Annotated in this window: 20 protein-coding genes; 4 read left to right on the forward strand and 16 right to left on the reverse strand. The window is 43.3% G+C overall.

Translation table 11 applies throughout. The features are described from left to right. Window positions 1-368: 368 nt before the first annotated feature. Both E4T82_RS10650 and E4T82_RS10655 read right to left on the reverse strand, forming a co-directional pair. Entirely contained in the window at window positions 369-917 is a 549-nt protein-coding gene (locus E4T82_RS10650) for a cyclophilin-like fold protein (RefSeq protein ID WP_135182775.1), read from the reverse strand. A gap of 7 nt (window positions 918-924) precedes the next feature. Further along, window positions 925-1,500 carry a sugar O-acetyltransferase gene (locus E4T82_RS10655; RefSeq protein WP_135182776.1) on the reverse strand — a complete coding sequence of 192 codons (576 nt, stop codon included), beginning with the start codon at window positions 1,498-1,500 and terminating at the stop codon, window positions 925-927. A 129-nt stretch (window positions 1,501-1,629) separates the two neighbouring features. Between E4T82_RS10655 and E4T82_RS10660 the strand changes: the two genes are divergently transcribed. Then, the gene (locus E4T82_RS10660) at window positions 1,630-2,532 is read left to right on the forward strand and encodes a LysR family transcriptional regulator (RefSeq protein WP_135182777.1); all 903 of its coding nucleotides are present in this window, start codon (window positions 1,630-1,632) and stop codon (window positions 2,530-2,532) included. Window positions 2,533-2,746: 214 nt separating this feature from the next. Here E4T82_RS10660 and E4T82_RS10665 read toward each other — a convergent pair whose 3' ends face one another. The 8 genes from E4T82_RS10665 to E4T82_RS10700 form a co-directional block, all read right to left on the reverse strand. Next, on the reverse strand, window positions 2,747-3,355 hold the full coding sequence (locus E4T82_RS10665; protein WP_076996025.1) for an ATP-dependent Clp protease proteolytic subunit: 609 nt from the start codon (window positions 3,353-3,355) through the stop codon (window positions 2,747-2,749). Window positions 3,356-3,529: 174 nt separating this feature from the next. Then, on the reverse strand, window positions 3,530-4,159 hold the full coding sequence (gene upp / locus E4T82_RS10670) for a uracil phosphoribosyltransferase (RefSeq protein ID WP_135182778.1): 630 nt from the start codon (window positions 4,157-4,159) through the stop codon (window positions 3,530-3,532). Between the two features lie 725 nt (window positions 4,160-4,884). Next, window positions 4,885-5,139 carry a hypothetical protein gene (locus tag E4T82_RS10675; protein WP_135182779.1) on the reverse strand — a complete coding sequence of 85 codons (255 nt, stop codon included), beginning with the start codon at window positions 5,137-5,139 and terminating at the stop codon, window positions 4,885-4,887. Window positions 5,140-5,294: 155 nt separating this feature from the next. After that, complete coding sequence (gene gtfA / locus E4T82_RS10680) at window positions 5,295-6,743, reverse strand: sucrose phosphorylase (RefSeq protein WP_135182780.1); 1,449 nt, start codon at window positions 6,741-6,743, stop codon at window positions 5,295-5,297. Between the two features lie 765 nt (window positions 6,744-7,508). After that, window positions 7,509-8,339, reverse strand: coding sequence for a carbohydrate ABC transporter permease (locus E4T82_RS10685; RefSeq protein WP_135182781.1), 831 nt, complete (start codon window positions 8,337-8,339; stop codon window positions 7,509-7,511). Window positions 8,340-8,349: 10 nt separating this feature from the next. After that, window positions 8,350-9,222: a carbohydrate ABC transporter permease gene (locus E4T82_RS10690; protein ID WP_135182782.1), complete on the reverse strand. Its 873-nt coding sequence runs from the start codon at window positions 9,220-9,222 to the stop codon at window positions 8,350-8,352. Between the two features lie 306 nt (window positions 9,223-9,528). Further along, window positions 9,529-10,764: an extracellular solute-binding protein gene (locus E4T82_RS10695; RefSeq protein WP_135182783.1), complete on the reverse strand. Its 1,236-nt coding sequence runs from the start codon at window positions 10,762-10,764 to the stop codon at window positions 9,529-9,531. Between the two features lie 14 nt (window positions 10,765-10,778). Further along, complete coding sequence (locus tag E4T82_RS10700; RefSeq protein WP_245167500.1) at window positions 10,779-12,947, reverse strand: alpha-galactosidase; 2,169 nt, start codon at window positions 12,945-12,947, stop codon at window positions 10,779-10,781. A gap of 236 nt (window positions 12,948-13,183) precedes the next feature. Between E4T82_RS10700 and E4T82_RS10705 the strand changes: the two genes are divergently transcribed. Beyond that, window positions 13,184-14,026, forward strand: a complete 843-nt coding sequence (locus E4T82_RS10705) for an AraC family transcriptional regulator (RefSeq protein WP_135182784.1) — start codon at window positions 13,184-13,186, stop codon at window positions 14,024-14,026. A gap of 309 nt (window positions 14,027-14,335) precedes the next feature. On the opposite strand, the gene E4T82_RS10710 is transcribed toward E4T82_RS10705, so the two are convergent. The 4 genes from E4T82_RS10710 to E4T82_RS10725 are packed head-to-tail and all read right to left on the reverse strand — an operon-like array spanning window position 14,336 to window position 18,359. Continuing rightward, on the reverse strand, window positions 14,336-14,602 hold the full coding sequence (locus E4T82_RS10710; protein WP_135182785.1) for a chorismate mutase: 267 nt from the start codon (window positions 14,600-14,602) through the stop codon (window positions 14,336-14,338). A 12-nt stretch (window positions 14,603-14,614) separates the two neighbouring features. Then, window positions 14,615-16,075: an SLC13 family permease gene (locus E4T82_RS10715; protein ID WP_228065144.1), complete on the reverse strand. Its 1,461-nt coding sequence runs from the start codon at window positions 16,073-16,075 to the stop codon at window positions 14,615-14,617. Between the two features lie 24 nt (window positions 16,076-16,099). Then, window positions 16,100-17,266 carry a MalY/PatB family protein gene (locus E4T82_RS10720; protein ID WP_135182787.1) on the reverse strand — a complete coding sequence of 389 codons (1,167 nt, stop codon included), beginning with the start codon at window positions 17,264-17,266 and terminating at the stop codon, window positions 16,100-16,102. Beyond that, complete coding sequence (locus tag E4T82_RS10725) at window positions 17,253-18,359, reverse strand: cystathionine gamma-synthase (RefSeq protein ID WP_135182788.1); 1,107 nt, start codon at window positions 18,357-18,359, stop codon at window positions 17,253-17,255. The genes E4T82_RS10720 and E4T82_RS10725 overlap by 14 nt, the downstream gene beginning before the upstream one ends. Before the next feature lie 169 nt (window positions 18,360-18,528). On the opposite strand from E4T82_RS10725, the gene E4T82_RS10730 reads away from it, so the two are divergent. Beyond that, window positions 18,529-19,977 carry a UDP-N-acetylmuramoyl-L-alanyl-D-glutamate--L-lysine ligase gene (locus E4T82_RS10730; RefSeq protein ID WP_135182789.1) on the forward strand — a complete coding sequence of 483 codons (1,449 nt, stop codon included), beginning with the start codon at window positions 18,529-18,531 and terminating at the stop codon, window positions 19,975-19,977. Between the two features lie 88 nt (window positions 19,978-20,065). Here the strand turns inward: E4T82_RS10730 and E4T82_RS10735 are convergent, their stop codons facing one another. Continuing rightward, complete coding sequence (locus E4T82_RS10735; RefSeq protein WP_135182790.1) at window positions 20,066-20,785, reverse strand: pseudouridine synthase; 720 nt, start codon at window positions 20,783-20,785, stop codon at window positions 20,066-20,068. A 164-nt stretch (window positions 20,786-20,949) separates the two neighbouring features. Next, window positions 20,950-21,651, reverse strand: a complete 702-nt coding sequence (locus tag E4T82_RS10740; protein WP_135182791.1) for a glucosamine-6-phosphate deaminase — start codon at window positions 21,649-21,651, stop codon at window positions 20,950-20,952. A gap of 140 nt (window positions 21,652-21,791) precedes the next feature. Here E4T82_RS10740 and E4T82_RS12550 point away from each other — a divergent pair, with 140 nt between their 5' ends. Then, window positions 21,792-21,965 (forward strand): hypothetical protein, encoded by a 174-nt coding sequence (locus tag E4T82_RS12550; RefSeq protein WP_167753615.1) that lies wholly within the window; start codon window positions 21,792-21,794, stop codon window positions 21,963-21,965. Window positions 21,966-21,973: the final 8 nt, after the last annotated feature.

Here is a 21,973-nt window from a genome sequence, read left to right on the forward strand (position 1 = left end):
TTAAGGATACGCTGTTTGACCTTACCATCTTTACGATAGCCTTCTACAAGGTAAACATGCGTCCTACCTTCTTTGTTTGTTGTTGTTTTAATAAAAGCCATAGTTCATTATACCATACATAACCATATACAACAAGATAAGACGTTGAAATTTATTAAAAAACCTTACTCTACCAAGGGGGAGCAAGGTGGGGGGAAAAAACAAGTGATAAAGTCGGGATTATATCAGAAAACAAGGTATTTGATACAGGAAATATCGCTAAAAGCGGACAATAAACAGCTTGAGAGGTCGTGGAAAGCTGCAAAAGCTCATTTGCTATAGCCCTCAAAACGACAAAAAGAGGCTAGACCTCTCCAACCTCCGCAGTTTTACTCTAGTATTTCTGAAAGAGTAAGCCTTACAGTTAGCGATTGACCAGCCTCCTTGAGCACCTGTTTCCAGTTTTCCTTATCCTTGACGGTACCAATCTTGGTATAGCTCCAAGTATTACTGCCGTAAAACAAGACCAGTTGTCGGCTATTGTATAGCACAATATCTCCATTGTGGGTCGTCATTTGGTGTTCACCACTTGTCAATGTCCTACCGAGATTGCCTACTTTTTCAAAGCCAGCATAATCGTCTACAGTGACCGTCAGAGGACCCGACGTTAACATCTCCACCAATTCCCTAACCGCTTGATTGTTTTCTAAAGAAACGCTAAATGCCTCTGCACCAATATGAATCGTGATTTCTGTTACCTTCTGTTCTGTCATCTTTCCCTCCGTCTGCTGTTGGAAACTGCTGCTTGCAAAAGAAGCCCCTGTTGAATGCTGCTCTTGACAAGCTACTAGCAGGCTGGCAGATAGGAAACAGCCTATTGCAACTGACAGGAATTGCCCAACAGCCTTGCCTCTCTCACAGCGTTTTTCACCAACCATGCTTCTCCTATTCTACAACATCAAGCTCTTTCAATACTTTTGCTGGAACACCACCCACCAAAGTCTTTGCTGCTACATCCTTGGTTACAACTGCCCCCGCAGCAATCACTGCGCCGTCTCCAATCGTCACTCCTGGACAAATGGTTGCATTGGCGCCAATCCAGACATCCTGCCCAATCGTGACAGCAGCTGGGAGTAAGTTTCCACGTTTTGCAACTTCAAAGGAATGGTTGAGCGTTGCAATCACGACATTATGTCCAATCAAGGTCCGATCGCCAATGCTAATTCCTCCTTGGTCCTGAAATTTACAGCCCGCATTGATAAAGACATGATTGCCAATCGTTGTGTGACGACCACAATCGGTATAGAATGGAGGAAACAAGGTAAAATTTTCCCCAATCTGCTGTCCTGTTAATTCCTGCATCAGAGCAAGCACTTCTGCTGGTTCATGGTAGCGGTTGTTTAACGCCATTGTGATTTGCAAGGCTCTCTGGGACAAGTCGTGCATGAGACCAAACTCAGCCGAACCTGCTAGCACCTCCTGCCCTGTTTTCATCTTTTCAATAAGTGTTTGAATATCCATATCGTCCTCCTTTTTTCATCAGTATACTTTTTGTTATCAGAAATAGCAAATACCTATTTTGTATCTTTTGATATGCCTTTTAAGCATATCCGTGTTATACTAGAAAAATAGAATGGAAAAGGAGAACAAATGGAAATCAGGGTCTTACGGTATTTTCTAGAAGCTGCTAGAAAGCAAAATATGAGCAAAGCAGCCGCACAGCTCCATGTCACCCAACCTACTCTCTCCCGACAAATCAAGGACTTGGAAGAAAAAATGGGGCATCTCCTCTTTCATCGAGGCAATCACTCCATCGCCTTGACACCAGAGGGAGAAATCTTCTACCAACGTGCCCTTGCTATTGTCAGCATGGTCGATCGAACGCTTGCTGAATTCGATGCAATGCAAGATTTTCAAGGCGGAGAACTCTCTATCGGCTGCGCAGAATCAGAAGGAATGCACCTGGTTGCAAAGGCAGCCAAACACCTGCGCCAAGCCTACCCTCATATGACTTTTCATCTCTACAGTGGGAATTTTGAGCGGGTCACTGATCATCTCAACAAGGGCTTGCTTGATTTTGCCCTCATCGTTCAAGAAATGGACACTTCTTCCTACCAAATGTTGCCGGTTCCTTATCAAGATACTTGGGGCTTGCTTATGCCTGCACATGCTCCCTTAGCCCAAAAAGAAACCCTTGATATTACCGATTTACTCGACCTTCCATTAATTGTGTCTAGGCAAGGGTTCACTGATGAAACGCCCAACCCCATCAAGGAGCAAGAAGAACAGTTGCAGATTGTCGCAACCTATGATTTGATTTATAATGCCTCACTCTTTGTCCGAGAAGGACTAGGTTACGCCCTTACCTTTGATAAATTGATACATACAGGCCCCGAAAATGATCTGGTCTTTCGTCCTATTATGCCCCAGATTACGTCTCCGATGAAACTCATTTGGAGCAAGCAGCACCCCCTTTCGCAGGCAGCTCAAGTCTTTCTCAGTACCTTTCAAGACTTGCTTGCGTCCTTGAATAAAGTAAAAAAGACAAATTAGAAACGCTAATTTGTCTTTTTCAACGTGAGAATGTCTCACTCTTGTATCTTGTGTAATTGAACACGCCCTAAACTCTATGCGAAAAAGAGACGCAGATGTTCTCGCTTTAGCGAGTTACAGCTGTGGCTACCTTTAGGTATAAATCTTCCTAGAGTCTACAGACTCTTCGGCAGATTTCCTATTTTCGCTTTGAGTTCTTAACGGGCTTTGTATCTTATTTTAACTGATTATTCTCCATGATTTGGTCAATAAAGCCGTAATCAAGTGTTTCTTTGGCACTCATCCAGTAGTCACGCTCTGCATCTTTGTGGATTTGTTTGACGCTTTTTCCTGAATTATCCGCAAGGATTTTCTCAAGAGTGTTACGAGTTTTGAGCAAGTGCTCGGCTGCGATGGCCATATCGGTCTGTTGCGTACCACCACCAGTACCGCCCATTGGCTGGTGAATCATGTATTCTGCGTGTGGCAACATGAAACGTTTGCCCTTAGCACCGCTTGAAGCGATAATCGTTCCCATGCTGGCAGCCATCCCCATGACAATGGTTTGGACATCTGCCTTGATAAAGTTCATCGTGTCCACAATAGCAAGACCTGCTGAGACAGAACCACCAGGAGTATTGACATAAAGGTAAATATCCTTGGTTGGGTCTTGCGCATCAAGGAAAAGCAACTGGGCAATAACCGAATTAGCCATATTGTCCTCAACTGGACCTGTCAACATGATAATACGATCTTTTAAGAGACGTGAGTAAATATCATACGAGCGTTCCCCACGGCTGGTTTGTTCAATAACTACAGGAATCATAGTATTCTCCTTTTCGATTTTGAGATTATTATACTTGAATAGTCAAAAAAGGTCAAATAAAAAACTCAAGGATAGCGATAGGCTCTAAAACAGGAAAAAATCGCCCCAACCAAGACTAGAACAATCTTGATAGTAGGCGATTTTTTAGATATTTCAAGGTTAACATATAGCTTAAGCCTATTGCTGTCCTGCTTATTTCGTACCGAACAAGCGGTCTCCTGCATCTCCCAATCCTGGAACGATGTAGCCTTTTTCGTTTAATTTTTCATCTAGGGCTGCCGTGAAGATGTCCACGTCTGGGTGAGCAGCTTGAAGGGCTTTGACACCTTCTGGTGCTGCTACAAGGCAGACAAATTTGATATTGGTTGCGCCACGTTTTTTCAGTGAATCAATCGCCAAAATCGCAGAACCACCTGTCGCAAGCATTGGGTCAACAACAAAAACCTGACGTTGGTCGATATCTTCTGGTAATTTGACCAAGTATTCAACTGGTTGCAAGGTTTCTTCATCGCGGTACATACCGATGTGTCCAACTTTGGCAGCCGGCACAAGGCTCAATAGACCGTCCACCATACCGATTCCGGCACGCAAGATTGGAACAATGGCCAATTTTTTACCAGCGATTTGTTTTTGGACAGTTTTGGTAATTGGAGTTTCAATTTCAACATCTTCTAATGGTAAGTCACGTAGCACTTCGTACCCCATTAGCATAGCGATTTCATCCACCAATTCACGGAAAGCCTTAGTAGGCGTATCTGTACGGCGCAAGATAGACAGTTTATGCTGAATAAGTGGATGTGCAATAACTTGGAATTTCTCCATGATGGAACCTCTTCTATTTGTTTTTTCTATTTTACCAAAAAATATCAAAAAAAGCTTGCCCAAATGGCAGGCTTTGGGGATTTATCTGTGAAATCTCTGATTTCTGAACTTTTTATACTCTTCAAACATCGTCAGCGTCACCTTGACAAGATGTGAGAACGCATAAAGCACACAGTGCACTCAAGAGTATCCGTATCTGTAAAGCAGGCATAGCCTGCAACAGCTACGGCCAAATAGGCAGCCGAAGTATTAGAGGAGAGTTTGCTCCACAAACTCCTATTTCTCACCTTCAAAGGTATACTATACCTTTGAAGCTAGCAACTTCGTAGTGAGACCCCAGCGAGGGTAGCTAGGATATTCATAAATAAAATGTAGGGAATATCCAGCTAGCTACCGCCAACATGGAACTCTAACTTAACCGAGTTGCGATAGCTTTTTCAAATAAACCTCGCTTCTTAGTTTTTAGGTTCGGGTAGCAATCTTCGCTCTCCTATTTCTTGGCTCAGGTTCAACTAATCCACTGAATTAGTTGAATCCCCTGACTATCCTCGCTTTCGCATTTTCAAGCTCGGGTAGAAATAGTCACTCCCCTGACTATTTCTATTATCCCCAAGGGGATTCTCAGCTGTAACTCGCTAAAGCGAGAACAGCTACCTATCTTTTTCACTAAGATTTTAGCCCGAGTTCAGTTATGCCTGTAGCTGTTGACACGAGTTACACTCGTTTTATTTCCAACCTTCAACAGTCTGCCAGACTATTGGAGCGAGTACTAAAAGGAAACGAAACGACTGTACAGGGCAGGTATCCAAGACTGTCCAGCCAAAATTAGCAAAAAAATCCTCTCCAACATGAACATGCGATCCTTCCTCTAACATGACAGGCGTCTCAACATATAGCCACTCATCCGTACTTCCCAACCAATTTTTCATCAACTGCGAACGCTGGTTACCGTCTATTTCTTGGTTAACTTGACCGTGCAAGTCTCTAGCATGTTGACACAGAGCAAGTCATTCCTTATCAGTAGCATTGTAGAGCTGACCTGCGATCATCTTTTCTTTTTCTGTCCTTTCCTTTTCCTCCTAGTGCAAAAGAGCGAGGAATACAATCGTTTTCCTTCGCTCTTTTATGATAACATTCATAGGAAAATTTGTTGGCTTTCACCTTCAACGATTTCTACAATATCAAACGTTTTATCTTTGAGATTAGCTGTTAACTGGGTAGCAATTCCTGCGTCTTGATTGTTCCACATGATGTGAAGGGTATGGGTATCTCGCATCTCAACTGTAAATTCTCCGTCAAAGGCTGGGCTGGTATTTCTGAATTTCAAGAGATTGAAAAGTGATTGCACCACTGGACGTTTGACTTCTCGTTCAATTTCTTCCAAGTCATAATAGTGACGATTGATATTGCGACCTTCCTTAGAAGACTCGAGCAAGTCAATGTCATTTTCTCCTGCCAAGAGGCCGACATAGTAAATCTGCGGAATACCCGGAGCAAAACATTGCAAGACGCGGGCTAGCAGGTAGGCTTGATCGTTATTGCCCAAGGCTGAGTAATAGGTGCAGTTAATTTGGTAAATATCCAAGTTATTATAGGCCTCTGTGCTATAGATCTTTTTGACATTAGCACCTTGTGCATAGAGCGCTTCGCGCGTTTCTTCAATCTCTTTGTCTGTTAACAAATCTTTAACATCTACTACACCAATCCCGTCATGAGTATCGAGTGTTGTAAACTGCTTTCGCGGACAAATCGTCATCCAGTGAACTAGACGATTGACCTGACCTGAATAAAGAGCGTGAAGCACCAGCATTGGCAAGGCAAAATCGTACACATAGTAGTCTTGCTCGGCAATCTTCTGCTGGATTGTATAATGTTCATGAATTTCTGGTAAAATCTCGATTCCCTGAGGCGCTAAGAGCTTGCGTGGAAAATGGAGCATTTCCCAAATATCTGGCTCTACAAAGAAACAGTTCGTGCCAATTTTCTTATTCGCATACGCAAAGGCGTCTAGACGAATGATAGATGCACCATGTCGCGCCAAGTTTTCCAGATTTTCCTTGATAAAGGTTCTCGTGGTTTCTGTCGTCACATCGAGGTCGATCTGCTGTTCATCAAAGGTACACCATACTTTTTCGGTGCTACCGTCTGCAAATTCTGCAATGCGATAAGGCGCACGTGGTTTCCGTTTGTAAATCAAGTCCACATCTTCTTGGCTCGGCTCACCATTGGGCCAAAAATTCTTATAGCGGATAAACAAATCAGCATATTCTGAATCATCTTTTTTCTCTAAAAAATCTAGGAAATAAGGCGATTGAGCTGAAATGTGGTTGATCATGAAGTCAAACATCAGGTAGTAGTCCTTGCTGAGCGCTTCGATATCTTCCCAGTCTCCAAAGGATGGATCCACCTTGGTATAATCCATTGGCGCAAATCCGCGGTCACCAGATGAGGGGAAAAATGGTAGGATATGGACTCCTCCGACCGTGTCTTTAAGCGGACCTTCCAAGACTTTTTTCAAATCTTTGAGATTATTTCCTAAGCTATCTGAATAGGTAATCAACATGGCTTGGTTTTTGATTTTCATTTTATTCTCCTTGTATGCATTTTATTTTCAGGAAAAGCAACTATCTATTTTCAACATGGTTTTTACTCTCTCATATCATATGAATTTGAACTCAAGCTACAACTCACTGACAATCTAGTAGGGTTAGAGTTGCCAACGATAAACCACAGTAGGCAACTGTTCTCGCTTTAGCGAGTTACAGCTAAGAATCTCCTTGGGGATAATAGAAATAGTCAGGGTAGTGACTATTTCTACCCGAGCTTGAAAATGCGAAAGCGAGGATAGTCAGGGGTTTCAACTAATTCAGTGGATTAGTTGAACCTGAGCCAAGAAATAGGAGAGCGAAGATTGCTACCCGAACCTAAAAACTAAGAAGCGAGGTTTATTTGAAAAAGCTATCGCAACTCGGTTAAGTTAGAGTTCCATGTTGGCGGTAGCTAGCTGGATATTCCCTACATTTTATTTATGAATATCCTAGCTATCCTCGCCGGGGTCTCACTACGAAGTTGCTAGCTTCAAAGGTATAGTATACCTTTGAAGGTGAGAAATAGGAGTTTGTGGAGCAAACTCTCCTCTAATACTTCGGCCGCCTATTTTGCCGTAGCTGTTGCAGGCTATGCCTGCTTTACAGATACGGATACTCTTGAGTGCACTTTGTACTTTTAACGCTCTCACTACTTAATTGAACTCGGGCTAAAAGCTCGGAAAAAAGATAGCCTTCCTCGTGTTCATCGAACACTACGTCAGGCTCCTATTTTTCGGTCGCTTTTTTAACGCCCTCGTATCTTATTTCACCGAGCCGCTGGTCATTCCTGAGATGATGTGTTTTTGGAAGATGAGGTAGACGATGAGGATTGGGATAATTCCGACGACATAAGAGGCGAAGGAGGGACCGTAATCGCTGAAATACATGCCCTTGTAGTTGTATTGGAAAAGGGGCAGGGTCCACATACGCTGATCACGGTTGAGGACCAGAAGAGGGAGAAGGAAATCATTCCAAACCCAGAGGGCATTGATGATAAGAATCGTTGCATGCATGGGTTTCATCAAGGGAAAGATAATTTTCCAATACATGGTAAATTTATCACAACCGTCAATCGCTGCTGCTTCATCCATTTCTTCTGGAACAATGGTTTTGATGTAGCCGACATATAAGAACAGTGCTTGTGGAACTGCGTAGGTGAGATAAAGAATAATCAAGCCTACGATATTGTTCAAGCCAATACTTGACATCAACTTGGTCATTGGGAGCATGATGACCTGAAAGGGAACAAAGATTCCAATAATCAAGAAAAAGTAAATCATGTTAAAGGCTGTTTTACGATTCATGTGACGGGCGATTGCAAAGGCCGCCATTGGAATGACCAAAATCATCAGAAGCACTGCTACAATGGTAATCAAGGCTGAATTGCCAAAGTATTGTACCACGCCGTCCTCAAAGAGACGAGCATAGTTATCCAGTGTAAATTGCTTTGGCAGACCAAAGAAATTGCTCGTAATTTCCTTAGTTGGTTTGAACGAACTCATCACTGTCACCAAGAGCGGTACAAACATGAAGAGAATACCGATACAGAGAATCAGATAGACCCACCAATTTTTTTGTTTTGCTTTGTTCATAGAGACCACCTTATACTTCAAACTTTTTGGAAATCTTCATCTGAACCAGTGAAATGACAATGATGAAGAGAAAGAGAATAACGGCAAGTGCATTGGCATTCGAGAACTTGTTATGCACAAAGGCGTAATTGTAGACCAAGAGTCCGAGCGACTCAGTTTTTCCGTCTGGACCACCGCTCGTAAGAGCAAAGATGAGGTCAAAAGCTGTCAGACCAGATTTCATCGCTAGGATAAAGACCATGCTGATAGACGGTAGCAAGTAAGGCAATTCAATATTGAAGAATTGCTGGCTACGGTTGGCACCGTCAATAGCTGCCGCTTCTTTGACATCTTCTGGAATACTCTGAAGCCCAGATAAGAAAATGATGACTGGCATAGCAAGCCCTTGCCACAAGGCTACAAAAAGAACTGCTGGAATAACCGTATTTTCCTTGACCAAGAGATTTTCTTGAAGCCATTCCAAATGAAGTACTTCTCCGATTTGGGTAAAGCCGTAGTTAAACAATTGGACAAAAATCAAGCCGAGAGTCACGGTTGACAAGACTGCTGGGAAGAAATACCAGGTTCTGAAAAAACCAACTGCCTTGATTTTCCGATTGAGTAAGGTTGCAAGCCAGATTCCTAAGACAATTTCTCCCACGACCAAGCCAATGGTAAAGAGGACGGTGAAGGTCATACTGGTGTAAAAATCAGGATTTTTCAAAATGTCAAGATAATTTTGAATGCCGATAACTTGGTACTGTCTTGAAATCCCATTCCAGTCAGTCAGACTGTAAAAGATACCCGTAAACAAGGGATAAAAGAAAAAGATGAGCTGTAAGGTGATGGGTACTGCGACAAACAAGTAGGCCCAATATTTGGCTAAAAATCCTTTTTGATTCATTGTCTGTTCTCCTTAATTTGTAATAAAAGCTATGAGAAATCCAATCTCTAGCCTTTTTAAGCTGGTTTTTGACAAACCAGTTTTAAAAGACCAAAAATCGGTCTAGGTTTTCAAACTCATCTACCAATAAGCTAGTGCCAGTTGACTGCTGATACTTGTCAAAAATCAAAGTCTAACGTCGTTAATTCACTTTGCTGAACTGTTGAGAAAAGTAGTTACTTTTCTTATTTCCAATCGTTTCGTTGCCTCATTAGATTTTGATTTTTATATAGTATCACCGGCACTAGCCTTGTAGACTAGAAGCGATTATTTCTTCATTGGATCAAAGAAAGCATTGAGGTCTTTAACCAATTCAGCTGAATCTGGTTTTTTCACAGTTTCAACAGTGATATTCCAAAATTCATCTTCTGATTGCCATTCGCTTTGAAGCCAAACCACATGTTTGTCTGTAAAGGCATACTTGGTCACGCCTTCTGTTTCCATGAATTTTCCTTCTGTTTTTACACCTTCAACAGAGACTGGTGAACCATCTACATCATAGTATTTTTGAAGAACTTCTGGACGAGAAAGGTATTCAAGGAATTTTTTAGATTCTGCTGGATGTTTTGAGGTTGCACTGACAGATAGCGCAAGGTCTGCAGCTCCAACCGTGAACTCACTTCCTTCTTTGTCGCCTGGGAATGCAAACATGCCATATTCAAATTCTGGATCTTGTTCATTGACCGCTGTAGCTGCCCAAGTACCTTGTGGAAGCATCAAAGCATCTCCTACTGCAAATGACGCAACTGCATCAGCATAGAGCGCTCCTGCAAACCCTTTTTGACCGTTGTCTGTCAAGAGAGCTAAGCGTTTGGTAACAGCTTTTGCATTGTCATCATCTTTGACACCGCCTTTTGGTGTGCGGATAAGTAAGTCCTCTGCCTCGTCAAATCCGCCAGCAACTGTCACCCAAGCCAATTGATGATAGCCATTTAAAGACCAAGCATCATTGAGAGAAAGGGCAAATGGTGCAGCTTTGCCGTCTGCCTTGATTTTTGCAACAAGAGCTTCAAATTCTGCATACGTCTTTGGAACTTCCAAGCCTAATTCCTTGAATTTATCTTTGTTATAGTAAATCCCGTAAGCATTGGCTGTAAGGGGCAGGGTATAGTTTTTCCCATCCACTTCGTATGGAGTGACTGCTCCTTCTTTCAAATGATCTAGTCCTGCTTCCTTATCCACCTCTAGAAAACGGCCGTCTGCTGCGTATTCCTTAAAGTCAGCATTTTGGGGATAAATATTAATGACATCTGGTGCTTCGTTGTTGGCCATACGTGTCTTTAAGACCGTTCCTGCGTCTGGTACATTGGTGAATTTTACTTTGATATCTGGATTTTCTTTTTCAAAATCATTAACGATTTCTTGTAAAACCTTTTGCATTTCAGGTTTTTGTGAGAAGTACTCAATCTCAACCTGATCACTTCCACCTGCATTTCCACAAGCTGCTAAGAAACTAGCAAATGCGCACACTGCTGCACCTTTTAAAAATGTTTTCATTTTCATACAATAAAGTCCTCCTAAAGTTTATTAAAAATATATTGTACACTAAAGTAATCTTTTTGAACATGTGGCATGGTTAAGCCAATGTTCATCAACTCGTCCCCATAGAATGTTTCTTTCAATCGTGGGCAATGGTATTGAGCCTCTGGGTCTAAGCCTTTCAAGCGAACCTGAATTAGGGGTGCTTCTGGCTGAGCCAAAATTTTGACAAAGGTAAAGACAGCCTGACTCTGATCCTCATTGACATAAATGGTCGACTGGGTATTGCTCGTTCTTGCTAGGCGGTAACACTGCCCATTTTGAACCGTTGCGCGAATCGACTTGTAGGTCGCGACCTGCTCTGTGATTTCGTCAATCTCTTCTTGTTCTAAACTCGTCAAGTCCAATTCATAGCCAAAGGCTCCTCCCATCATCGCAACGTTCCCCCGCGTTTCAAGCGGTGTCACACGACCAACCTGATGATTTGGTACAGCAGATACATGAGCTCCAAGGGAATTGACGGGATAAATCAAGCTCGTTCCTTCTTGGATGGATAGGCGCCCAATCGCATCGGTATTATCACTCGCCCACGCCTGAGGCATGTAGTAGATCATGCCTAGGTCATTCCGACCACCGCCACCCGAGCAACTTTCAAAGAGAATATGCGGGAAACGCATCGTCAAAGTTTCTAAAATGCGGTAGAGCCCTAGCATATAGCGGTGGTGAAATTCATAACGCTCACCATTCGCCACTGTTTCTGGCATGCTAGTAATATTACGGTTCATATCCCACTTGACATAGGTAATATTGGCAGACTCCAAAATCCTAGTCACCGAATCAATGATATAATCACAGACCTGATCTTGTGATAAATCCAACACCAATTGCTCCCGACTATAAATTGGATCCCGACCTGTTATCTGAATGGCCCAATCTGGGTGCGCTCGATAAAGCTCACTATCAATGGAAATCATTTCTGGTTCAAACCATAGACCAAATTCCATGCCCAGCCCATTGACTGACCTAGCGAGTCCTTCTAAACCATGTGGCAACTTTGCCCGATTGACAAACCAGTCCCCAAGGGAAGATTCATCATCGTCACGGCGACCGAACCAGCCGTCATCAAGAACAAACAACTCTATCCCTGTCTGGCTAGCCGTTTGTGCCAGTTCCAAAATCTTCTCCTCTGTAAAATCAAAATAGGTCGCTTCCCAGTTGTTGATGAGAATTGGTCTCGCCTTATCTACAAAGGAACTTCTCACCAAATGGCGCTTGATAAAGGCATGGCTAGTCTGGGTCATAGCCGTCAAGCCCTGATCAGTATAGGACAGCAAGGCTTCTGGCGTCTGGAAACTCTGATGAGCCTCCAACTGCCAGCTAAAGGCTTGATCATTTAAGCCAATCCCCCACCGAGTATGGTGGAGCGGACTCGTCTCTGCAAAAGCCTTGAAATTGCCACTATAGACCAAATGAGCGGTGTAGATTTCGCCACTGTCTTCGGTAATGGCTTCATCTGCCAAGGCAATGAACGGTGTCTGCGAATGCCCCGAAGCTCCTCGGACACTTCCGATTTCATAGCGTCCACTAGTCAAAGGAGTCCGAGTCCATTCTTTTTCATAACCATAGCGTCCCATGAGGCTATGAACTACAAAATCTTTCCTCGGCATATCAAGAGTAAAGGACAAGCATCCCTCAATCTTGGTCGCATGCTCTCCTGTTGTAATCTTCGCTGACCGAGCAAGAAAATTGGCCTCCTCAAATACACTATAGAACAAGGTAAGCGTGATATCTGTCAAAGCATCATAGAGGTCAATTTCTAGTGTTTCTACCTCATCATCTGTAGCAAAACTGCTTGGCAGACCTTCCAAAGCTGGCTTGCCCTTGGAAATGCGATGCGCTCGGTACTTCAAATCAAGTCCCACTCCAAAGTCATTTCGGACTTCTATGCTAGCTGAGCGAAAATCTCCTAGACCATTACTGCTATACTCTAATGGCAGAGCATCGAGGGAAAAGGTGCGATTCCCTGAGATTGGACTGGGAGCAAAAGCACGATCTAAATATGTCATTTTGTTACTTGAACTGAAACGATTCACTTTTTTACCAAAATAGCGATGCACCAGCTGCTGGTTATCAAGAACTTGCATCACATAGGAAAATTCACATGTCTGTAAGTGAAACAAGCCATTTTCTGCATAAAATCTAATCACTTTTCTCTCTCCCCTATCTTTCTTACAAGAATGATTATATCAAATAAAAACGTTTTCAAAATAGAATTATGTCACTAAGGCATGGTATAATGTTTCCTATACCCAATAAAAACCAAGGGAATTGCTTACAGGTCAAAAGCCCTACAAACGCTACTTGCTTTACAGACGTGGCTCCCTTTATAACGAGCAATGAGAGAACAAAAACCGTTTCAAACTAAGAAAAAACGAGGTAAACAATGAATATACTGAGCACCTACTACGAACTTGAAGGTCACAATGTGGACTTAAATGTTGACCACTACGGGGCAGAACAATGCGATAAAAACTATTCGTTTGGTCCCTCGATTCGTAACAATTATGTCCTGCACTTTATCGTGTCTGGTAAAGGACGATTCACTGTAAAAGGGAAAACAACCAACCTGCAGGCAGGGGACTTATTTATCCTCCCACAAAATGAAGTGACCTTCTATCAGGCAGATGCGGAGGAGCCTTGGTCCTATATCTGGGTTGGCTTCAGTGGCACACGAGCCCAGGCTATTCTCCAACAGACCCAGCTATTGGATAGCTATTTTCTCCACTCGACCCTCACTTCTCCGATTTTGGCCACTATGCAAAAAATCACCCAGCTTCCAATCCATAAGCTCAATATCATCAACGAACTAAGCCTCGTTGGGCAGCTCCAAATACTGCTAGCCCAATTGATTGATGAATTTCCTAAGGAACATCTCTACGAAGCCAATCACTTAACCCAAAACTACGTTCAACAAGCGATTAAGATGATTCATAACTTCTACAACACACCTCTCAAGGTCGCGGAGATTGCAGAGAAATTATCTCTAAACCGAAGCTATCTCTACAAGATTTTCAAGAAGGAAACTGGTTACGCTATCAAGGAGTATATCCTCCAAGTCAAAATGGAACGTAGCTGTGAACTACTCCTTCATCCTGACCTCAGTATCACAGAAGTCGCTTACTCCGTCGGCTACCTAGACCCGTTAGCCTTCAGCTCCGTCTTTAAACATTACTTTCACCTCAGTCCTAGCGACTACAGAAAGCAGCATGCAAAGTCTGGGGAGTAAATACTATAAAAGCACCATTCGCCCCAGACGAATAGTGCTTTTTTATAGTATCATCTTTCGGTTACATTTCGCATTACCTACTCCACCCTTTTTATAGTGTTTTCGTTTCCTTTCAGTACTCGCTCCAATAGTCTGTAAGACTGTAGGAGGGTGGAAATAAAACGAGTGTAACTCGTGTCAACGAGCTTTTGTATCTTAGTAATTGAAGTCGGGCTAAGCACTGTGTGAAAAAGATAGGTAGCTGTTCTCGCTTCGGCGAGTTACAGCAGAGGCTACCTTCCTTTAGGTATAAACGAAATGACGATATCTCTATTCCTCCAATTGTTTCTGCTGGTGGGCACGAGACAAGCGCATCATTTCTGTATACAATTCTTTCAAGGGCTCGCGCAGTTCTGCATCTTTGAGATAGCTACAGACCTTTTCGATTACCTGCGCTTCACGGCTGCTATCAAGCACAGGTAGACCGTGCTCTTTTTTTATCGCAATCACCTCTAAAGCCGTCTGCATCCGCTCTTCAAATAAGCGTACGATTTCTCTATCAATCCGATCAATGGTTTCTCTTTGTTTTGATAACATATGATATTCCTCCTATTGTAAAACAAGTACCCCAAGCGGGTAGAAAATAGCAATAGCTGACAAGATACTCCACAACAACATCCAACAACCAAATCGAAATGTATCGCGACTATTGGTCCACTCCGAACCAATTGAAATCGCAACATAGGGCATGGCTGGCGCCGTCACAAAGGCCAGCGAGGCCATGTAGCCAACCGCACAGCAAATCACCGCAATATTGGCAGAGAATTGAGTGCCTGCCGATTGATAAATAGTCAGAGCCATAGTGGTCACGACAGAAACTGTCACCAGATTCGAGGTAAAATTGGTCTGAATACCCGCCCAAACCACGAAGAAGACAACCATTAACAATGGACTAAGCCCCACCACAAACGGAGACAATTGCTCATTCAAGAGGGTAACAACTCCGACTTTTTCATCGGATAAAACCATTCCCAGAGCCAAGGTCGCTCCCACCAAGAGCATACTCGGCCAGTGCACACCTTTAGCAATAGCTTCTGAAATGTTCAATAGCCGCTTACCATCTACATGCACTAAGGCAAGAACAGCTGTCATCAGAAGCGGTGGAAACATGATTCCTGCCTGTTTAAAGAAAATTGCAAAAGCCGGGAGGGCACCTGCTAAAATTTCAGGAACCAGCCACATGGCCACCATGCCCAAAAAGATTCCAACAATCCATTTTTCCCGCTTATCAACTGGCACCAAGTCCGTCAAACTATCTAATTCTTTGATTTGAATGTCCTTGGTATCAATTTTGAACAAAAGACGAATAGAAAAGAGCAAGACAAGAAAGAGGGCTAGACCTGCTGGTACAGCAAATTGCATGTACTGCAAGTTACTGATTACCACTTTAGACATGGCTGCATACAGCCCCATAGCGGCAATGGAAAAGACGTGATTGATCGGTGTCATTGCCGTTCCAATCGCAATGGTGATAAACATAGCAATCAAGAGATGTGAAGCCGACTTATCACCTTTTTTCCAACCAAATTGTAAACAGATTTCCTCAAATAATGGTAGCAAGAACATGAAAATCACGGTCGGCGAAATCACACTACTTAAGATCAGAACCACTCCTAGAAAAGCCGTAATAAAGCGGGACGGTCGACTCATCGCAAAGCGGCTATGCACCACTCTTGATGTCGCCCGTTTCAAAAATGAAGTTTGATTCAAAGCATAGGTCATGACGAAAGTAAACAACAAGAAAACAAATGTCGTATTCCCAAAGGACCACTGAGAAACCTGACCATAGGTCAGCTCTGGAATCAAGCCCAGACTCACCACGGTCAATAAACTCGGCCAATCCGTTGCTACAAATAGCCACAATATCAAGCTCCCTACTAAAGTTGCAAGGGCTGCAAAGGTCTGACTAGGTAAGCCAAACAAGTGCCAGCCAAGCGACGTATTAAGGAAGGCAAGTAGGAGAACTCCCACTCCCAAAACCGTCGCCAGTCCTTTCTTTTTCCAATTCATATCCATATCTCCTTATCCTAAATACTAATCCTTCTCAAAGACACGTGCAATCCGCTCACAGGCTTCTTGAACCGTTTCAAAAGGTGTTGCCGCATTAAAACGAGCATGACAAATCCCCTCTCCTCCAAAGGTAACACCGTCATTTAAAACGACACGAGCTTCTTTGCGCAATTTCTCATGGACTTCCTCATGGCTCAGTCCGTAAGCTGAAAAATCAAGCCAGACGAGATACGTGCCTTCTGGCTTCATCACGTCAATCTTGGTATGCACACTGAGATAGTCTACGACATAATCAATATTTTGCTCTAAAACAACTTTCAGCTCCTCCAACCAGGGCTTGCCATACGAAAAGGCAGCTTCAGTAGCTAGTAGACCAACCGTTGAAACTTCATGGTGATTATTGCCCAACTGTCGTCTAGTAAAACGCTTCTTCAGATACTTATTTTCAATAATGGCAAAACTGTTTTTTGTTCCTGCAATATTAAACGTTTTTGTAGCTGACGACAAGATAATGGTGAAATCCTTAAAATCTGGCTGCAAGGTATTAAAACTATGGTGCTTGTGACCAAACAAGGTCAAGTCCTGATGAATCTCATCTGATACCAAGAGGACACCGTACTTGCGACACAAGTGACCAATTGCTTCCAATTCATCCCTGAGCCAGACACGGCCACCAGGATTGTGGGGACTGCAAAGAATATACAATTTCACATCCTGCTCAACTAAGTCCTTTTCCAACTGCTCAAGGTCCAACTCAAAACGACCCTTTTTCTTGATGAGGGAATTGGTGACCAATTTGCGCTGATTGAGCTTGACCGTGCGTGCAAAAGGAGGATAGACTGGCGTATTGATTAGCACCGCGTCTCCTTCATTCGTCAATGCTTGAACCGCAATCGAAATCGCAGGCACAACACCTTCAATCAAGACAATATCTTCTCGAGTGACGGCATAGTCATGCTCAGATTTTTCCCAGTCAATGATGCTTTGATAGAGCTCATCGCTGGCATAGGTGTAGCCAAAGATATAGTCATTCGCATAGCGCTTGATCGCATCCCGTATCTCTTCAAACGGAAGAAAGTCCATATCCGCCACCCACATCTGGAGCAAATCAGGTTCTCTCTCACTCGTCTTCCATTTTTCAGAATGCTGCGCTAAGCGATTGGGTTGCGTTGTAAAATCAAACTGTCTCATTATGCCCCTCCAATGCCTGTCTCAAATCCTCAATCAAGTCTTCTGCGTCTTCAATTCCAATGGACAAGCGCAATAAGTCATCGGTCAACCCATAGGAATGTCGCACCTCCTCAGGAATGTCTGCATGCGTTTGGGTCGCAGGGTAAGTAATCAAGCTCTCCACACCACCAAGACTTTCCGCAAATGTAAAGACTTTGAGTTGATTTAAAATGCTTGGTATTTGCTTCTCATCAGCCACCTTAACAGACACCATACCTCCTTTTCCAGTATAGTAAACTTCTCGCACCGCACTTGATTGGCGTAAAAAGTCCACCACCTTCTGAGCATTTGTAGTGGATCGTTCCATGCGCAGAGCAAGAGTTTTCAAGCCCCGCATCAGCAAATAAGCGTCAAAAGGAGACAAGGTTGGTCCTGTCGTATTTTGGTCATAAAAGAGTTTGTCATACAAATCCTTGTCATTGGTCATCAAGACACCCGCTAGGACATCATTATGCCCCGATAGATACTTAGTCGCAGAATGGAGCACTACATCAGCACCTAAGGGAAGCGGATTTTGGTAAATGGGACTGTAGAAGGTGTTGTCCACGATGACCTTGGCACCATGATCATGAGCGACTTCTGCTACTCTTGCAATATCAAACTCCACCATTAAAGGATTAGTCGGCGTTTCGATAAAAACATAATCTGTTTCAGCCGTAATCTGAGCGAGCAATTCTGCTTCTGAATTGGCATAGGTGAAGCGAAAACGTCCCTGCTCTTCCTGCTCATTGAACCAGCGAAAACTACCGCCGTACAAATCACGCGCAGCAACAATTCGACTGCCAACCGGAAAGCCACTAAAAAGCAAAACCAAAGCTGCCATGCCAGAACTCGTCACCAAGGCATAATTTGCCTTTTCAATCGCAGCCAAGGTCGCCTCCAGGTTCAAACGGGTCGGATTCTTGGTTCGTGTATAATCAAAACCTGTCGATTGACCAAATTCTGGGTGCTGATAGGTTGTGGATAGATGAATCGGCGACACCAAGGCCCCTGTTTTTTCATCTGCGTTAATCCCAGCGTGTGCTAATAAGGTATCAACTTTATAATCTGCCATACAATCCTCCTTTATGAGACTTATAGCTATTTTAGCATTTATTGTCAGAATTTTCATGAAAAGATACACAAATTCCATAGTCTTTTATTAAAACAAGATATAGTTTTTCACTATACCCTATTCTTTTCTTTTACTTGTCAATCTCTGCCAATCAGTTTACAATAGAAGTATGATTAGATTAGATACTGTATTAACCATTTTAAAAAACGACCATAATTTCCGTGAAATTGTAGATAACGGAAATTACAGCTACAACTGGCCGGACGAAGAAGTCTTTAGCCGGATTAGCTATGACAGCCGCAAGGTTGACAGCAAGACCCTCTTTTTCGTCAAGGGTGCGCAGTTTAAACGGGAATTTTTAGAAACTGCAATAGCAACTGGTTTACGCTTTTACGTCGCTGAAACAGACTATGAAGTCGGTATTCCCGCAATCATCGTAACAAATATCAAGCAAGCAATGAGCTTGATTGCTATGGCATTTTATGATAACCCGCAGGACAAATTAAAACTGCTTGCCTTCACAGGCACTAAAGGAAAGACCACTGCTGCCTACTTTGCCTACACCATTTTAGAGCAGGGCCACAAGCCAGCCATGCTGTCCACCATGAACACCACGCTGGACGGACAAACCTTTTTCAAGTCTGCACTGACCACACCCGAAAGCATTGATCTCTTTGCCATGATGGCAGAAGCCGTCGCAAATGGTCGCACTCACTTGATTATGGAAGTGTCTAGTCAAGCCTATCTAGTCAAGCGAGTCTACGGACTGACCTTCGATGTCGGAGTTTTTCTCAACATCAGCCCTGATCATATCGGCCCAATTGAGCACCCGAACTTTGAGGACTATTTTTACCACAAGCGACTGTTAATGGAAAATAGCAGAGCAGTTATCCTAAATAGCGGAATGGACCATTTTCAAGTTGTAAAAGACCAAGTGTCAACTACTCCGCATGATATCTACGGCCCACATTCTGACAACTGCATCATCCATTCCCAAGCCTTTCACTTTGAAGCAGGTGGCGTTCTCGCAGGCCATTACGGTATTCAGTTGATTGGTCATTTCAACCAAGAAAATGCCCTTGCAGCAGGAATCGCCTGCTTGCGTCTGGGAGCAAGCCCCGCAGATATTCAGGCAGGAATCGCCGCAACCAGTGTCCCTGGTCGCATGGAGGTTCTAACCCAAGTAAACGGAGCCAAGGTCTTTGTCGACTATGCCCACAACGGCGATAGCGTCGGTAAGCTAATTGATGTGGTCCTCACACATCAGACAGGGCAAGCCATTCTCGTACTCGGTGCAACAGGCAATAAAGGAGAAAGCCGCCGCAAGGATTTCGGACTTCTGCTGAATTGCTATCCTGACCTCCATGTGATTCTGACTGCAGACGATCCAAATCGTGAAGATCCTGCAGCTATCGCAGCAGAAATCCAGTCCTACATGAAAGGCCCAAGCCAGATTATTGTAGACCGCGAAACAGCTATCCAGACAGCCCTCTCCATGACCAAGACCGCACAAGATGCCGTCATCATCGCAGGAAAAGGCGCTGACCAATACCAAATCATCAACGACACAAAAGTCCCCTATGCAGGCGACTTGACCATTGCCAAACGCTATTTATAGGAACTCCATTTAGAGCTATAAAATTTCACTCATCTGGCTGACTCATACAACATGAAAAGACTGGAAAACCAGTCTTTTCATGTACTTTCTAATCCAAATACTGCTTCAAGATTTCCTTTTCCGTACTTGTTAATGTCCGATAGCTACCTACTGGCAAATCATCTTCTAAGACAAAGTCGCCAAAGGCAATCCGCTTAAGATAGGTCACCTTGACCCCACAAGCCAAAAACATCTTCTTGACCTGATGAAATTTCCCTTCTGAAATCCGAACTCTCGCCCGACTGAGGCTTTCTTCTGCCGATACAATCTCTAAAACCGCAGGCTGGCAGACAGTCCCGTCTAAGAACTGGACTCCCTCACGAAAAAAACTCACCGCATCCTCAGTGAGCAATCCATTGACCTCCACATCATAGACCTTGTCCACATGGTACTTAGGGTGGAGCATCCGAAAGCCCAAGGGACCATTATTGGTAATCAACAAGAGCCCTTCTGTATCCCTATCAAGACGACCAATCGGATAAAGCCCTGATTGCCTATCATCTTCTGCAATGAGGTCAATCACCGTCTGATGCTTAGCATCTGATACTGCTGATACTACACCTGCAGGTTTATTGAGCAGGTAGTAGACAAGGGCTTCAAGCATCACCTGTTTGCCACAGACTTCAATCACCTGTAGATTAGGGTCCACAATCTGGCTACCAGACCTTACAAGTCTCCCATCCACCGTCACCTGCTGACTCTTCACCAATTTCTTCACTTGATTCCGCGAGCCAATACCCGCCTTTTCCAAACACTTATCTAATCGCATAGAGCTATTGTAACACAAAGACTAACTATCCACACCGATAGTTAGTCTTTTTTTATAATTATTTGAATGCGAGCTAAAATCTCGGAAAATAGACGAGCCTCCCTAGAAATACGATTTCTTCGGCCCTCTCCCTAATTCTCTGTCGATTTTTTAACGCTCTTACATCATAATTTTTGTCCCGCAGCCTCATCGACAATCACATAGACATTTGGATGTTTTTGTAAGACACTTGCTGGCACATCTTCCGTCACTGGACCATTGACCATGCCATAAACAGCATCTGCTTTTTCTTCACCATAAGCCATAAGCACCAAGGTCTTTGAGGCCATGATAGAAGCAATTCCCATAGAAATGGCCTGCGTTGGCACATCTTCTTCTTTTTCAAAGAAACGGCTATTTGCTTCAATAGTAGACGGTGTCAAATCAACCACACGTGTCAAACCATCAAACGGTGAACCAGGCTCATTGAAACCGATATGGCCGTTGCGCCCAATTCCTAAAATTTGGACATCAACCGGATGCTCAGCTAGCAAGGCATTGTAACGCTCTACTTCTGCCTCCAAGTCCTTAGCTAGACCATTTGGCAAATAAGATACCTTAAACGGTTTCTTGTCAAACAAGTGCTCATTCATAAAGTAGATATACGACTGGTCGCTTTCACTACCGAGACCCACGTACTCGTCCAAATTGACCGACACAAGGTCTGAAAAATCAAGATCACTTGCAACGATTTTCTTGTAAAATTCAATCGGAGTCGAACCTGTCGCAAGTCCTAAAACCTTAGCCCCTACTTTCAACTCTTCTTTTAGTAATTCAAAGGCAGCAAGACCGCCTTCAATTTGATCTTTAACACGAATAACTTTCATGTGGATCTCCTTTTCTCTATTTTTAATTTTTGGTATAGACCAACTTACTTTTATTATATTGTATAGACCAATTTTTGTCAAGACCTCACTGTCGATTTATGGTATAATAAGTGGAAATATCCTCAGAGGAGCGAGATTGTATGACCCTTCTGTTATTTATCCTGTTTATCGTTGGAATTCTCCTCGATGTCCTTGCCTACTTGATTAAGGAAAGGACCTGGTCTTGGATTCCTTTATTTATGTTTGGAAGTCTGCTCATTGCCCTTCCTCTACTCACACTGATTTATTTCTTAACCCTACCATCAACGAACTAAGGAGACCT

Origin of the sequence: Streptococcus cuniculi (assembly GCF_004570575.1) — a bacterium.
Classification (GTDB): Bacteria; Bacillota; Bacilli; order Lactobacillales; family Streptococcaceae; genus Streptococcus; species Streptococcus cuniculi_A.

Bases quoted from the DNA above. Each gene is read 5' to 3' on its own strand.
- E4T82_RS10650 (WP_135182775.1), bottom strand. From the start codon at position 917: ATGGTTGGTGAAAAACGCTGTGAGAGAGGCAAGGCTGTTGGGCAATTC.
- E4T82_RS10655 (WP_135182776.1), bottom strand. From the start codon at position 1,500: ATGGATATTCAAACACTTATTGAAAAGATGAAAACAGGGCAGGAGGTG.
- E4T82_RS10660 (WP_135182777.1), top strand. From the start codon at position 1,630: ATGGAAATCAGGGTCTTACGGTATTTTCTAGAAGCTGCTAGAAAGCAA.
- upp (WP_135182778.1), bottom strand. From the start codon at position 4,159: ATGGAGAAATTCCAAGTTATTGCACATCCACTTATTCAGCATAAACTG.
- gtfA (WP_135182780.1), bottom strand. From the start codon at position 6,743: ATGAAAATCAAAAACCAAGCCATGTTGATTACCTATTCAGATAGCTTA.
- E4T82_RS10685 (WP_135182781.1), bottom strand. From the start codon at position 8,339: ATGAACAAAGCAAAACAAAAAAATTGGTGGGTCTATCTGATTCTCTGT.
- E4T82_RS10690 (WP_135182782.1), bottom strand. From the start codon at position 9,222: ATGAATCAAAAAGGATTTTTAGCCAAATATTGGGCCTACTTGTTTGTC.
- E4T82_RS10695 (WP_135182783.1), bottom strand. From the start codon at position 10,764: ATGAAAATGAAAACATTTTTAAAAGGTGCAGCAGTGTGCGCATTTGCT.
- E4T82_RS10705 (WP_135182784.1), top strand. From the start codon at position 13,184: ATGAATATACTGAGCACCTACTACGAACTTGAAGGTCACAATGTGGAC.
- E4T82_RS10710 (WP_135182785.1), bottom strand. From the start codon at position 14,602: ATGTTATCAAAACAAAGAGAAACCATTGATCGGATTGATAGAGAAATC.
- E4T82_RS10715 (WP_228065144.1), bottom strand. From the start codon at position 16,075: ATGAATTGGAAAAAGAAAGGACTGGCGACGGTTTTGGGAGTGGGAGTT.
- E4T82_RS10720 (WP_135182787.1), bottom strand. From the start codon at position 17,266: ATGAGACAGTTTGATTTTACAACGCAACCCAATCGCTTAGCGCAGCAT.
- E4T82_RS10725 (WP_135182788.1), bottom strand. From the start codon at position 18,359: ATGGCAGATTATAAAGTTGATACCTTATTAGCACACGCTGGGATTAAC.
- E4T82_RS10730 (WP_135182789.1), top strand. From the start codon at position 18,529: ATGATTAGATTAGATACTGTATTAACCATTTTAAAAAACGACCATAAT.
- E4T82_RS10735 (WP_135182790.1), bottom strand. From the start codon at position 20,785: ATGCGATTAGATAAGTGTTTGGAAAAGGCGGGTATTGGCTCGCGGAAT.
- E4T82_RS10740 (WP_135182791.1), bottom strand. From the start codon at position 21,651: ATGAAAGTTATTCGTGTTAAAGATCAAATTGAAGGCGGTCTTGCTGCC.
- E4T82_RS12550 (WP_167753615.1), top strand. From the start codon at position 21,792: ATGACCCTTCTGTTATTTATCCTGTTTATCGTTGGAATTCTCCTCGAT.